The organism is Bacillus sp. FS02, from assembly GCF_024398395.1.
Classification (GTDB): Bacteria; Bacillota; Bacilli; order Bacillales; family Bacillaceae; genus Bacillus; species Bacillus altitudinis.
Window position 1 is genome coordinate 1,266,824 of record NZ_CP074101.1, and the last position, 14,576, is coordinate 1,281,399.

The following is a 14,576-nucleotide window of genomic DNA, read 5'->3' on the forward strand; positions in this document are numbered from 1 at the left end:
AGAATGAAACGTTATATCACAAATCTTTTGATCACATTTTGTATGGTCTTTACTGTACTCGTATTGATTTACTGTTTCACATTCGGAACAATGCCCATCTATATTTTACAAGCCATCATGTTCAGTTCCTTTTTTTCAAGCGCCCTGACCTTCTTGCTATACCCAAAACAAACGTACAGCCATAAACGGATTCTTTTTCAACAAATTCTATATATCGTCCTTGTGATGTGTATGATTATGACCACCATCATCATCGTCAGCGGTGAAATCAGCCCCCTTTCGTTTATCGTGAATTTCCTTGTGGTCATGGCTTTATTCTTTTTGATGAAGTATCTATTGTATAAAAAAGATCAAGCAACTGCTGAGGAAATCAACGAACTTTTACAGCAACGAAAGAAACGAACAACATCTTAATGTGCATCTTAGGGCTAAATATTGACATGTTAGGAAGATTTCATTGTGACTTCTGCATGATTCCACTACTCTGAGGTTAGAGGAGGAATCAACACATGAAACCAATCACAATCATTCGAAAATCAGTACTTCTACTGCTCTTTTCTTTAATCATTCCAACAAGTGCAGGTGTCTATTTATCCATCAAAGAAGTAACCGACCCGATGACCACCTATCTCATCAATGGCTGCGCCATGCTAGCTGGGTGTCTTTTACTTCTATTCATTATTCAAAAAAGTCGTTTTCACTTGAAAGAAATAGGTTTTCGAAAAGGGTCTCTTGGGATGTGGATATTTCCGATCCTTATCATCGAGGCCATTCCGTTTATTTCTGGATTCAACAAGGATTTAACCGTTTCTTCCTTTCTAGCACTTTGTTTCTTCATGGTGTGTGTCGGTCTTTTTGAAGAAGGAATCTTTCGAGGCATTCTGTTTCAATATTTAAAACAAATGAACTTGAGCACTGCCATATGGGGCTCTGCCGTACTATTCGGACTTGGTCATGCTGCGAATCTACTAAGCGGAAAAAGCCTCACATTAACAGTGGCACAAATCCTTTTCGCCTTTTTATTTGGATTCGTTGCAGCTGAAATCGTTGCACTCACGAACAGCTTGCAATGGGTGATCGTATGGCACGTGGTTCATAATATCGTGGATCAAATGACAAGTGGAAATACGCCTGTCGGAATGCAAATGCTTTTGCTCTCGGTTCAATGTGTCATTCTGCTTGTTCTTGCGGTGGTGTTGTGGAAAAGATTAAGAATGAAAAAAATGTTCGATTGATAAGGAGAACAGGAGGAAAGAAATGAATGGGAACACATGGATAGAAGGCTGGTTTGAAAAGTGTGAAGAACTTGAAATCAAGCCTTGGGAATGGGATTTTAAACAAAGTTATATCAAAGAGCCGATACCGAAAGATAAATCTTCAATTGAGTTAATATTAGATTATAAAAGTCGTAAACTGACAGAAATCGGAATTTGCAATGTCACTAAAAGAAGAGGTCGTGATGCTGACTGTGATAAAGAACCTTTTTATATTTATCAATTACTTTGGAGTACTGATTATGAGCCAAAGTCTGAATCACAGCTTTATTTAGACCGTTACAACTTGATCCGTGGAGAAACAATGAATTCCTTTATAACGACTTTCAATCATTCTAAAACACTAGCTTATGATTTTCCTATCAACTATAAGTTTGAAAAATTCGCTACTTCCACTCACAGCATTGGGAATTTCACCGTATTACCACATTGGATGAATTCAGGCCGCTATTTATTTTCTCAAGATTATTGGGATGTTACGATGTATTCACTATTTGAATTTTTTCAACCATTAGGATGCTGGAAACAGTTCGTCGAGCGATATTTCCTTCAACCTTATGTGAATAATGATGAAGAATGGACAGTGAGTGAATTTTGGAAAGGACATTTTGATAGCATAGGAAATTACAATCAATTAAAACCTCAAAATGAACAAGAATTAAGTGAGTATCTACATAAAGTCAATCTCAAGATTGAAGAACGAGGCAAATGGATCATAAAAAAGTTTGCGAAGAATTGAAGTTACAACACTTCACATTTTATGATGAACTGAAAGATAGGCAAATTCGGTTTTCCAACGAAATAAATTAACAAACAAGAGCGAAGTCAATACTTCTCTTCTTAAATACGACAAGCAAACAAAAAAATGCCAAATCCTCATTAAAAAGGACTTGGCATTTTTCTCCCCTTGGTGGGGAACTATATCATTTTAAGGTGTTTTCATCATTTTAAAAAAACTCAAACCCTATTAAATCAGCATTAAAACATTCATTCCCACTCAATGCTGATTAAAACTAATTGTGAATGCTTTCAAATTATTAGAAAACTTATGATTGGTATCAATGATGGTACCACTATCTATTTCCCTATACAAATAGAATTTTTAAATATTATTTTGGAGTGTGAAAAAAGTTGTGTGTTAATTTTATAATTTCTGTATAATGAGAATAAGAGTTTTTCCATTTTTATAAAAAAAAGGGAAAATCAAAAATAATATTTTAAAAGACATCGCTGAAAATTTTAAATTTGTGATGTCTTTTTAGGAGGTTTCTTAAATGACATCACAAATCCCAACTCAAGAAGATTACTTGAAGGGATACCTTAATAAAATGATACGAGGTGACGGATCTGAGTTAGATGCATATGTTAGTGCGGTGGAAAAAGGAAAAATTGTAGAGGATACTCATGCCACCGCAAGATGCTACATGATAAATTTCAACGGACAAGATTTTCCTAGAAGTAAAGATTTAGGAAAAGTACTAGTAGAGTATTTATTGGATTATTCAATTCCTAGACATGAGATTAGAAAAGCCCAATCTAAAGATTTTGAAATGAATACTACAAAACATATTGCAGCCCTTCATCAAAAAGCTCGCACCTTATTTACTACTGTCAGTAAAACAGGTGAACCAGGTGAGGTTTTGTTATATCTAATGACACAAAGCATTTTAAAATTACCTCAAGCCATTGCAAAAATGTCACTTAAAACTAGTAGCCAACTTCATTATAATGGTGCCGATGGAGTTCACTTAGGATACGATTCTAAAAATCAGAAGTTGAATATTTATTGGGGTGAAGCAAAGCTATATCAAAATCATGGAGAAGCTATTAAAAACTGTTTTGAAAGCTTAGCACCTTTTTTAGCTGCTGATGGATCAAATCGAGTTAGAGATCTAGACTTGTTAACTTCTAATTTATCTACACTTGAAGAAGATTTTGCGAATGCATTAATAAATTATCTTGATCCTGACCACCCTTCATATAATTCGTTAGAATTCAAGGGAGTATGTTTAATAGGTTTCGACTACACTAAGTATCCCAAAAAACAAAGGTTAAAAAAACAACAACAAATTTTATCTGAAATTTTAAAAGATCTCGATAATTGGATAAATAAGTTGAAAACAGCTATTAATAGTCATCTAGATCTAAACAAAATGGTTATTGAAATATTCATCATACCATTTCCATCTGTTAGTGAATTTAGATCTGCTTTTTTGGAGGTTTTGAATAGTGATTGATATAACACAACTAGCTACTAGAATTTATAATTTAAATGGATTCCAAAGAATGTTTGAACCATTATTAAAGTTGTCTATTCAATCCCAATTTACTCAAATTAAAAATCAAAATGAGTATATAGATTTGCCATATTTATTAAACTGTGCCGGTATTTTAGCAGATTCAAATTTGGCAGAACATTTAGATGTAGCATATCGTATTGCACAGTTTGGAATTCAACAAGAGGATGATGAATTAGCTGTTAAAAGTGCATTGGTTTTAGAAAAAATGACTAATCATCCAAGTATTGAATTAGCTATTAACAAGGGATATATTGGAGTAGATTATATTGATCAATTACCCTTATTAACTAAATTAGATCTCATGAGAAGGAATATCAAATATTCTTTATGGGATGAGACAGAAAATAAACTAGTGAATATTAACAAATTTCAATATGATGTTATTGAGAAAAGCTATAATACGCAGTTACTTTCAATTTCAGCTCCCACTTCTGCTGGGAAATCATATATATTATTAAACATTATTAAAGAAACACTTTTGAATAAAGCTCAAACAACTATCGTATATGTAGTACCTACAAGAGCACTTATTAGCCAAGTAGAATCAGATATTAGAAAGAAATTAAGGATGCCTGAATTTCATAATTCCTTCATTACATCAATGCCCATAATGGATGAACTTTTAGAGGGATATGATAAGAGAGTTTTTATTTTAACGCAGGAACGTTTACAATGGTTTATTAATGAAAAAAGAGATTTTAATATAGATTTCTTAATAGTAGATGAAGCCCAAAAAGTAAATGATGGTTCGCGTGGTGTAATACTTCAAAATGTAGTAGAAGATTTAATCTATGAGAATAAAGACATTAAAGTGATTTTCTCAAGTCCATTGACTGAGAATCCTGAAGTTTTTTTACAACCTCTTTACGAAATATCATCAATGAATACTGTTCAAAAAGAGCTAATACCTGTTAACCAAAATTTATTGTGGGTTAATCCAATATATCGTAAACCAAGGGAATGGGAAATGAAACTATGCTTTAAAAATGGCACCTACGATATTGGAAAGTTTAACCTAAAAAACAAACCAAAAAATACAATCGAAAGATTAATTTATATAGTCTATTCTTTAGGTGATAATTCTGGCGGCAATTTAGTATACACAAAGATTCCTTCTGATGCAGAGAAAGCAGCTGAAAAATTATATGAAATGTTACCCAACGAAGAGTCCCTAGATGCGGAATTAATTGAATTAAGAAAGTTAATACAAGAAGTTATTTCAACACGGTATAGTTTATGTAAACTGATAACCAAAAGCATTGCATATCATTATGGTAATATGCCTTTGATAGTAAAATCTGAGATTGAAAGGTTATTTAAAGCTGGGAAAATTAAATATCTTATGTGTACATCAACTCTAATAGAGGGTGTTAATTTACCTGCTAAGACCATATTTATAAGAACACCCAAAAAGGGGAACACTATTCCATTTACAGAAGTAGAATTTTGGAACTTAGCAGGACGTGCTGGAAGACAAGGATTAGAATTTCAAGGTAATATTGTATGTATTGATACTAACGATAATTCAGTTTGGAGTAATCCTCCAAAAATGAGGGATAAGTATAAAATTGAATTCTTCACCAAAAAAATTATCAAAGAAAAATTCGACGAATTAGTAGAATATATATCAAAAGATGCATTTAAGGAAGATATATATAATTTGGATTATGAACATACAATTTCATATTTATTAAAAGTTTATAGCAAGAACCAATCCTTGATTACTAAAAGTTTGTCACAATTAATAAATGAGGATCAAATTATACTTTTAGAAAAAACATTAGAAAAATTAATAGAAGAAATAGACATCCCAAATGATATACTCTTTAAACATAGTGGCGTAAGTCCTCTGGCTCAACAAAAGCTTAAAAATTTTTTCCAGAAAAATGTTGATATTTTGGATATGTTGGAACCTATTAATCCTACACTCCCTGATGCGCCTGATAGATATGAATTAATAATACATATCATTCAAAAGGTTATACCTTTCGATCATGTGAATAGAGCTAGATATTTAGCGTTTCTGGTGACTGATTGGATGAAAGGACTGCCATTAAATTATCTCATATCTAAAAATCAGCAATATTGGGATAAAAATGGTGGTAAGAATCCACAAAGAGTAATTAGAGACACCTTTAAGGATATTGAAGAATTCGCCAGATTTAAATTTATAAAATATATTTCATGTTATAAGGATATTTTGAATATGGTGAGACAACAAAATAATTTAGACATTTCAGATGATACAGACATGCTTAAATTATGGTTAGAACTCGGTGCTTCTAGCAAGACCGTTATTTCACTAATCGGAATAGGATTCAATCGTTCAACAGCAATTGAAATTGCCCAACAAATTGATTCTGAACATCTAAATAGAAACGAAGTCTTGGATTATTTATTAAGAATTGATACCACAGGGCTTAATAAGATTGTGGAGCGAGAAGTAGCGCAAGTAATTGATTTTTATAATTGAAGAAAGTATTTGATGTATTTTCTCATTAATAAACGGAGAGTTAGCTTCATTATCTCTCCTCCCCCAAAATGCGTATCCGAAGTAATTACCGTATGTTCTATTTTATTACCTTTTTATATTAAGCATGATCTCGTACATTGGATGGTTGCTTTCATAGTACATCTTACTTTAACAATTCTTCATTCATTGCATGCGATAAACGGTACTAATAAGTCATTCAATCCAACTAATACAAAAGCTTCTATTTATACAATTGCCTTAGATACTGATACAGTAAACCTTTAGAAAACTTATAAGACTACACATGAACGATTAAATTGACTCGATTTTATTCTCTTTTACGATGGATGACCTACATGGAATCAACAATTTCCCGCATTATTCGAATGTAAGACTAGCAGGAGCTAAACCTATCCAAACAAAAGGCTTATATTCTTTAATTTTTTATGAATGAGTACAATGCTAATCCACTCATCATTAGAGAAAGACTAGGGCTTGAAGATATTAAAACTACGTTAAGCATCTACTCACATTTATATCCGAACGTGAATTTTGAAATTGCTAATAAATTGAGTGAAACCATTAAATATAAGACCTCTCAAGTAAAGAAAACTAATTTTCAAGGTAACCAATCATTCAAATGTAATAAGATTTTAAAATCATAAACATTCTAATGAACAAACTATGTTTATTTTTTCAATAAATACTCTATAAATATTCTTTTTAAAGATGCAGAAATTCTGATATCCATTAAAATTTCTGCATCTTTAATTTTTGATAAAATATATTCAAAAGTGAATTTAATCAAATTTACCAATAGTAGTCATAACTTATTCAATTTTAGGTTTGAATTCTTCACATCAACTTTTTAATAAGGTATCTCATTTAATGCTAGAATCTCTTTAGTATGAGTCACTAATCTTGTATCACTATTATTTCTAATATATACTTCTTCACCATAGACAGTTAACTTATCCTGTTAGGTATTGTATACGAAAATTATCCAAAAACAGGTATATTTATCAGTAAACAATAAAAAGCTCGAGAAGCCTTTTAATAATAGGCTCTCCAAGCTTTTTATAATTAATATTTAATTACTCCCACTCAATCGTAGCAGGCGGCTTACTCGTAATATCATACACCACGCGGTTAATATGCTTCACTTCATTCACGATACGAGTCGAGATCTTCTCAAGTACATCCCAAGGGATTCTTGCCCAGTCACTCGTCATACCGTCAATAGACGTAACAGCACGGATACCGATTGTGTAGTCGTATGTTCTTGCGTCACCCATGACACCTACGCTGCGGATGTCTGGGAGGACTGTGAAGTATTGCCAGATGTCGCGCTCAAGGCCGAAGTTGGCAATTTCTTCGCGTAGAATCGCATCCGATTCACGGACGATTTCTAGTTTTTCTTCAGAAATTTCACCTAGTACACGGATTCCTAGTCCTGGACCTGGGAATGGCTGTCTCCATACGATGTCGTCTGGAATACCTAGCTCTGACCCTAGAGCACGAACTTCATCCTTGAATAGTGTATTGAGTGGCTCAATCAATTCAAACTGCATGTCTTCTGGAAGACCGCCAACGTTGTGGTGAGATTTGATTGTTTGTGCCGTTGCTGTTCCACTCTCAATGATGTCTGTGTAAAGAGTTCCTTGTGCTAAGTAGTCGATTCCTTTTAGCTTGTCCGCCTCGTCATCGAATACATAGATGAATTCGTTACCGATGATTTTACGTTTTTGCTCAGGATCAGACACACCTTTTAGCTTGTTTAAGAAGCGATCTTTCGCATCTACTTTAATCACGTTCATGTTGAAACCTTCGCTAAATGTTTTCATTACCCCTTCTGCTTCGCCTTTGCGAAGAAGACCGTGGTCAACGAAAATACATGTCAGCTGATCGCCGATGGCTTTGTGGATCAATACCGCCACAACAGATGAATCTACACCGCCGCTTAGTGCGCACAATACTTGTTTGTCGCCTACTGTTTCACGGATTTTCTGCATTTCGATTTCAATGAAGTTCTCCATTGACCATTTGCCATCGCACTCACATACGCCGAAGACAAAGTTCTTCAATAGATCATTTCCGTACTCAGAGTGACGTACCTCTGGGTGGAACTGAACGCCATAGAAATTCTTCTCAGCTAAGCTCATCGCTGAGTTTGGACAATGTGCACTTGTTGCATCAACTGTAAAGCCTTCTGGTACTTCAACGACAAGGTCACCATGGCTCATCCAAACGACTTGATCCGTTGGAAGGTCTTTGAATAGAGCAGGTGTTCCGTTAATATGAATGTCTGCTTTTCCATATTCACGCTGGCTTGCCGCTTCTACTTTCCCACCTAAATAGTGAGTCATCAGCTGCATGCCGTAGCAAATGCCTAGAACCGGAATGCCTAGATCAAAAATCTTTTCGTCACAGCGGAAAGATCCTTCATCATATACACTGTTTGGTCCACCAGAAAGGATGATTCCTTTCGGCGCCATTTCTTTAATTTCTTCAGCAGTTAAAGTGTGCGGATGAAGCTCACTGTACACACCAAATTCACGAATACGGCGAGTGATCAGCTGATTGTACTGACTGCCGAAATCGAGAACCAAAATCATTTCATTTACTAAATTTGTCATGGTGTCACCTCTATGTCCAATATAGTTTTTATAAACGCACAGAAAAAATGAGAGGAGAAAACCTCTCTCAGTGTAAATCACGCTTTTGAAGCGCCCAGACTCACATCCGAACGCTTCAATTTCATGTATTTTAGAAGGTTTTAATATTCACCTATTCTAACAACAGGAAGGTACGGGGTCAAGACTATCTCCTGTTTATTAAATTTTCCCATAACTTCGCCGACTGCTGCCAAAGCGCCGACGCATCTTCTCGCCTGTAGAGCGCCCGCTCATAGAACTGCGTTAGTTCAGACATGTGATGATTCCCTTCCTTGTCATCGATCAAAGAAGCAAATTCTCTTAGCGTCATGCCTGGCTTTTTCTCGATCCCTCTGCGCCTTAGCTGTTTTAATAGAGCAGCATACGCGTAGAAAAAAGCTTCCTCATCTGGCAGACGTTTTACCTTTCTCACAATAAAGATTGGCAGCCACCTTGCTCTGAACCGGTAAAGCATCCAGCCTATGAAACCAAGAAAGACAATCGCACCTGCTGCGTAGCCCAAGATTGAACCAACATGAACCATACTTGGCTTTGCTTTAGCTGCTTGTTCCTCTTGTTTTGCCGCCTGTTCTGGTTCTTGTTGCTGCGGCTGCTGTGTCTGCTCGTTTTCTTGTTGATCAGATGCGGGCTGATCTTTTTCATCCTCTTGATCATCTGCTTGGTCGTTGTTAGCCGTGGTTTCATTCGTAAATGTCTCTGGGTTCGTGAACCCTTTTGTCGGTTCAAAAGTCACCCAACCACGGTTTGGAAAATACACCTCTACCCATGAATGGGCATTGTTATTGGTCACTTCATACACATTGTTTCCATCCATCTGTGTTTCATATAACTGACCAGACGTATATCCTTTCACCCATCTCGCCGGAATTCCAATCGAGCGAAGCATGACAATCATCGAGGTTGAAAAGTTATCACAATAGCCAATCATCGTATCAAATAAGAACTGATCCACATAGTCTTCGTCACGCCCAGGCACAGAGACATTTTGGGTTTCATATGAAAACTTCGCAGATCCTAAATAATCCTCAATCGCTTTTGCTTTATCATACATATTATCCTTCGTTTCCGTTAAGCTGTTCGCCAATGTTTTCACACGCTCTGGCAGCGAGGATGGGAGCTGCAAGTATTCACGTCCGACCTGCTGATTCACTTGCTTCTTGGTTGGCACTTTGATTCGCTGTAAGTCCTCTAGGATAAATGTAGGTGATAAGAAGCTGACTCGATAGTTCCCTAAATTTTTGGGCGGGTTTTGAGTAGACGGGACAATTTTCTCCGTTTTGCCCATCATTTGCAGTGGAATGTTTTCCATTGGCGTCAGCATAACCGTACCAATCGGATAAACAGCATGATTAAATCGATAATTTGATTCCATATCGACTCTCGTTTCATGCTCCTCTGTTTTCACGCGATTGGTAAACCACCGGTTCGGCACATCATTCCCTTTTAACCGAGTAGGTTTCGTATCATTTGAAGCATCCTCCCAGCCTTTCCCCGTGTAAATACTTTTTGTTTCTACACGAAAATAAGACGGCTCTTTTCCGCTCCATTTAAATACCGGTGTACGATCCTCACTAAACGGTCCCCCAAGCGACGAATCATCCGCACTATATCCCACCTTATTCTGCCCGGTGGAACCATCTTGATTCGTGACCGCTTTAAAAAACGGGACAGGGTCAGGCCATTTCGGATCAGATTTTGGCAAAGAAGCACCGAGTGATGCTGATACAAGGACAAGCGCCAGCATGGGTAAGAACCAATTGAAACGCGCTTTCTGTGACACCCGCACACCTTCAGCCGAACGAAGCCGGTCGAAATAGAGCAGGCCAAGCAAACAAAAGCCAAATACCATAATTCGAACGATTGCAAAAGTCGCATCATAAGGCGTAAACGTATCAAGAATCGTGACATATACAATCGTCATCAGTAAAAAGAAAAAGATACGCTGCTGATACACAACCCAATAATGGAGCAAATAAACAAGCAGCCAAAGCAAAATATAGAACAACAATGTGCGGAAAGACGGATACATGTCACTCCACATGCCCATGCTCATCAAAGAAATATTATCTTGAATATCAGCAAACAGCGCAGGCAGATAACTTGGCTCTGATTGATAAAAAATCAAATATAATGCGAGCAAGATCAATCCAGCACAAATAGGAAACGTCACATACCACTTCAATCGAAAGAACGTAAACAAACACGTAAGCCCTATAAAAATGATGAAATAAGACGTATGACTCGTCTCTGTAAAATCTTGAAGCGGACGAAGCCACTCCCAAAGCAGCAGAAATGCGACAGCATAATAGATGAACAACTCAAAACGGCTTTGCCGCTGATGCATATAAATGTTTGTCACCTCACAGTTCTTTCGTGCAGCCGGTCCTCAAATAAAAGGGTCGTGTGTATCCCAGAAGCTTTAAGCCGGTCCACAAGCTGTTTTTCTTTTGCCGTCAATCGATCAACGGCTCTCTTCACTAAAAGAACAGTGATGTTCTTTCTGTTTCGATTCCCAAGTAAAATGGCAGCAAGCTCTTCTTGCAGATGACCTGTCACCACATACTTTCCTGTCTGCTGGTGCTCACTCGATGTTAATGATTGATAATCAGGTGCACGAGAAGGCTGATACTGCACCTTTGTTAAATAGTAGAGCATGTCCTGTAAATGCCACTCTCCTTGATCCACTCGAAATATGTGCTGATCCCCAAGCGGGACAAGGCCTACCGGCACCCCTTTTTTCACAGCCGTTTGCAGAACCGATGCGGCCATAGATACAATCGTTTCAAAAGCGGCTTCATCTGTAAAATCAGCAAACACCACCAGATCCTTTGTCTGATTCTGTTCAAACTCCTTCGTCATAAGCTGACCTCTTCTAGCTGTTGTCTTCCAGTCCACCCAAGCGAAACGGTCTCCTTGCTGGTATTCACGCACACCTGTTGTCACATTTGTCGGTTCATTTAACCAAGAGTGCAACGCTTTGCCTCCATTTTCATTCACCGATGCAGCAGATTCAACAGGAATATCCAACATTTTCGGATACACAAGCAATGTTTTCTCTAGTGGAAGAATCACTTCTTTTTCCACAAACCCAAACATATCACCCGTTTTAATTCTAACCGCCGTCAATTGATGCTCTCCCCGCACAATGTCATTGAATTGATACGAAAATCGCCACGTTTTCCGAAACCAAGGAAAGATCATTCGCTTCATTTCAATTTGTTCCTGCAAATGAAAGGTATCCGGTGGGTCATCCTCAAGTATGACGTACACGTACGGAAATAAATTCGTCCGCTTGATTTCAAGGTCAACAGACAGCACATCCCCTGCCTTTAACCGGGTATGCTGTAATGTCCTTTTGGCTGTTGCACGAAGTGGAACAAGGGCAAACAACAAAGCATACAAAGCATATGGTGAAAATGCATAAAAAAGGAACCAGCTCACAAAGCCGCCCTGAAACATGGCATAGCAAAAGGCTGCTGCTGTAAGGAGAAGGAGCATAAACACCCGTAACCATAGTGAAAAAGCGAAACGGTCACGTGACTTCATTGAGTCATCGACTTTTGAACTGGTACGCCAATATGCTCAATCATCTGTCGCAACAGTGTCTCCGCCTTCTTCCCTTCATATGTTGCTTCTGATGTCAAAATCATGCGATGCGGCAATGTGTAAGGCGCCAAATACTGTACATCATCAGGAATCACATAATCCCGCCTGTTCAACAGCGCATACGCCTGAGCCGCTTTCATCAATGCAATTGAACCCCTTGGGCTCACGCCTAAATAGACAGACGGATGATTTCGCGTCGCTTGGGCGATTTCGACAATATATTCTTTAATCGATGCATCCACATGTACGGTCTGAACCGCTTGCTGCAAAGCATGGATATGATCTTTTGTCATGACTGCCTGAAGCGTGTCAATTGGCGATTGTTTCTCCTGCAAATTCAGCACCTCAAGCTCCTCCAGCATGGTTGGATACCCCATCTGCAGCTTGAACAAGAAACGGTCCATTTGCGCCTCTGGAAGTGGATAGGTCCCCTCATACTCCACTGGATTTTGCGTAGCCATCACAAAGAAAGGATCTGCCAGCGGCATCGTTTCTCCGTCCACTGTGACACTGCCTTCTTCCATCGCTTCAAGAAGGGCTGATTGTGTTTTAGGAGAGGTTCGGTTGATTTCATCAGCCAAAATAATCTGCCCCATAATCGGTCCTTGTCTAAATTCAAACTCGTTTGTCTTTTTATTATAAATCGACACACCTGTTACATCTGAAGGCAAAAGGTCAGGCGTAAATTGGATTCGCTTAAACTCACACCCAATGGATTTTGCCAGAGCACGAACCATCATGGTCTTCCCAACGCCAGGCACATCCTCTAATAGCACATGCCCCTTCGCCAAAATCGCAACAAGGCTTAATATCGCAATATCTTTTTTCCCTACCATCACTTTATTGATGTTATCTACGATTTTTTGTAAATCTGAATGCATCGGTTCATCAAATGCCATCCTGATCCTCCTATCACGTTTCCGTCAATTTTCATATAGTCTAACTTTACCATACAACACGCATTTGCATGAAACATCAACACGTAGAAAAAAGAAGCCTTCTCACGATGGAAAAGACTTCTGCTCCTCTTTAGGCTCACTTGCTGGTTCCATATGAACATGAGAGTGTAAAATATCATGTTCCTGCTTCATTCTGCGTTCAATTTCATCTGCAATATCATGGCTTTCTGCGATGTTTAAATGCGGTTCTACTTCAACGACCACATCCACATGGACGGTGCTTCCAAGATAACGAGCTTTAATGTCTTTCAAATCGCCCACTCCTGGTGTCGCTTCAATCGTCTCTTTATATTTAGACATATCTTTTATATGAAAACCGTCCGTTAACGAATGAGACGCATCTCTGAAAATCTCCCACGCCGTTTTACAGATAATTAAGCCAATCACAAACGCAGCAAGCGTATCAACCCACGCCAGCTGAAATTGAGAGGCGATAATTCCGACAAACGTCCCGATACTCACATAAGCATCTGATTTATTATCAGCCGCTGCCGCATATAGCGCCTGGCTATTAATTCGTTTAGACAGTTTACGGTTATACATATACACGCCATACATCACAACCGCACTTCCTGCTGCCGTCCAAGCTGAAATCATATCAGGCGTTTGATGCTCTGATGAGAAAAGCGACTGGCCTGCACTCAGCAAAACCTGAAGCCCGACAAGCATCATAATAAAGGAAGCCACAAGTGACGCAATATTTTCAGCTCTAAAATGACCGTATGGATGATCCTCATCAGGTGGCTTCTGTGAAATACGCAACCCAATTAATACGGCAAGCGAAGCAATGATATCTGTCGTATTATTCAAGCCATCTGCGGAAAGGGCTTCTGAATGAAACACATACCCAATGATCAGTTTGACAGCAGATAAGATCACATAGGCTATAATGCTGACCCAAGCACCTGTTTCACCTTGTCTTAATTCGTTGTAGCGCTCCATACCGAACAGCGCCTCCTCACACATTACTTTTCTATATTTATCTTACAAAGCCAAGCCCGTGTGGGTCTACAGCAACATGATTCGCTTGAATCAGCAAAATAGGATACATAGAAATGTGTTGACCTAAGCAAACTTATTTTTATAAGGTCAATTGACCTCAAGACCTACTCCCATCAATGTTTTTCAAAACCACCCTGAAAAATGAAAAAGAACAAAATTACTCTATTATACAATTGTCAGAATAGTTTTATTTTAAAACACAACTTTTCTTTCTTCCTTCTTATGCTATTTTTAAGAATGGGCAGAGGAAAATGAGGGAACATAATCTCTCAAATCCTTTATACTTT

General features: G+C 37.8%; 10 protein-coding genes. 5 read left to right on the forward strand and 5 right to left on the reverse strand.

The features are described from left to right. Positions 1-3 precede the first annotated feature (3 nt). The 5 genes from KFQ09_RS06470 to KFQ09_RS06490 all read left to right on the forward strand — a co-directional run bounded on the left by KFQ09_RS06470 (position 4) and on the right by KFQ09_RS06490 (position 6,047). Positions 4-414 (forward strand): hypothetical protein, encoded by a 411-nt coding sequence (locus tag KFQ09_RS06470; protein ID WP_255836122.1) that lies wholly within the window; start codon positions 4-6, stop codon positions 412-414. A 95-nt stretch (positions 415-509) separates the two neighbouring features. Further along, a complete protein-coding gene (locus KFQ09_RS06475) occupies positions 510-1,235 on the forward strand; it encodes a CPBP family intramembrane glutamic endopeptidase (protein ID WP_255836124.1) in 726 nt (241 codons plus the stop codon). Between the two features lie 22 nt (positions 1,236-1,257). Continuing rightward, on the forward strand, positions 1,258-2,013 hold the full coding sequence (locus tag KFQ09_RS06480; RefSeq protein WP_255836125.1) for a hypothetical protein: 756 nt from the start codon (positions 1,258-1,260) through the stop codon (positions 2,011-2,013). A 535-nt stretch (positions 2,014-2,548) separates the two neighbouring features. Then, a complete protein-coding gene (locus KFQ09_RS06485; protein ID WP_058336449.1) occupies positions 2,549-3,511 on the forward strand; it encodes a HamA C-terminal domain-containing protein in 963 nt (320 codons plus the stop codon). Beyond that, complete coding sequence (locus KFQ09_RS06490; protein WP_255836128.1) at positions 3,504-6,047, forward strand: DEAD/DEAH box helicase; 2,544 nt, start codon at positions 3,504-3,506, stop codon at positions 6,045-6,047. The genes KFQ09_RS06485 and KFQ09_RS06490 overlap by 8 nt, the downstream gene beginning before the upstream one ends. Before the next feature lie 1,094 nt (positions 6,048-7,141). On the opposite strand, the gene guaA is transcribed toward KFQ09_RS06490, so the two are convergent. The 5 genes from guaA to KFQ09_RS06520 all read right to left on the reverse strand — a co-directional run bounded on the left by guaA (position 7,142) and on the right by KFQ09_RS06520 (position 14,229). Then, positions 7,142-8,683, reverse strand: a complete 1,542-nt coding sequence (gene guaA, locus KFQ09_RS06500; protein WP_017359841.1) for a glutamine-hydrolyzing GMP synthase — start codon at positions 8,681-8,683, stop codon at positions 7,142-7,144. Positions 8,684-8,867: 184 nt separating this feature from the next. After that, positions 8,868-11,066 (reverse strand): transglutaminase TgpA family protein, encoded by a 2,199-nt coding sequence (locus KFQ09_RS06505; protein ID WP_060832119.1) that lies wholly within the window; start codon positions 11,064-11,066, stop codon positions 8,868-8,870. 11 nt (positions 11,067-11,077) lie between these two features. Beyond that, positions 11,078-12,268, reverse strand: coding sequence for a DUF58 domain-containing protein (locus KFQ09_RS06510; RefSeq protein ID WP_255836129.1), 1,191 nt, complete (start codon positions 12,266-12,268; stop codon positions 11,078-11,080). Then, entirely contained in the window at positions 12,265-13,227 is a 963-nt protein-coding gene (locus KFQ09_RS06515; RefSeq protein ID WP_017366721.1) for an AAA family ATPase, read from the reverse strand. Before KFQ09_RS06515 ends, KFQ09_RS06510 begins: the two co-directional genes overlap by 4 nt. Positions 13,228-13,329: 102 nt before the next feature. Next, on the reverse strand, positions 13,330-14,229 hold the full coding sequence (locus KFQ09_RS06520; RefSeq protein ID WP_052320938.1) for a cation diffusion facilitator family transporter: 900 nt from the start codon (positions 14,227-14,229) through the stop codon (positions 13,330-13,332). Between the last annotated feature and the right edge of the window lie 347 nt (positions 14,230-14,576).

Coding starts and splice junctions, on each gene's coding strand:
- KFQ09_RS06470 (WP_255836122.1), top strand. CDS start 4: ATGAAACGTTATATCACAAATCTTTTGATCACATTTTGTATGGTCTTT.
- KFQ09_RS06475 (WP_255836124.1), top strand. CDS start 510: ATGAAACCAATCACAATCATTCGAAAATCAGTACTTCTACTGCTCTTT.
- KFQ09_RS06480 (WP_255836125.1), top strand. CDS start 1,258: ATGAATGGGAACACATGGATAGAAGGCTGGTTTGAAAAGTGTGAAGAA.
- KFQ09_RS06485 (WP_058336449.1), top strand. CDS start 2,549: ATGACATCACAAATCCCAACTCAAGAAGATTACTTGAAGGGATACCTT.
- guaA (WP_017359841.1), bottom strand. CDS start 8,683: ATGACAAATTTAGTAAATGAAATGATTTTGGTTCTCGATTTCGGCAGT.
- KFQ09_RS06505 (WP_060832119.1), bottom strand. CDS start 11,066: ATGCATCAGCGGCAAAGCCGTTTTGAGTTGTTCATCTATTATGCTGTC.
- KFQ09_RS06510 (WP_255836129.1), bottom strand. CDS start 12,268: ATGAAGTCACGTGACCGTTTCGCTTTTTCACTATGGTTACGGGTGTTT.
- KFQ09_RS06515 (WP_017366721.1), bottom strand. CDS start 13,227: ATGGCATTTGATGAACCGATGCATTCAGATTTACAAAAAATCGTAGAT.
- KFQ09_RS06520 (WP_052320938.1), bottom strand. CDS start 14,229: ATGGAGCGCTACAACGAATTAAGACAAGGTGAAACAGGTGCTTGGGTC.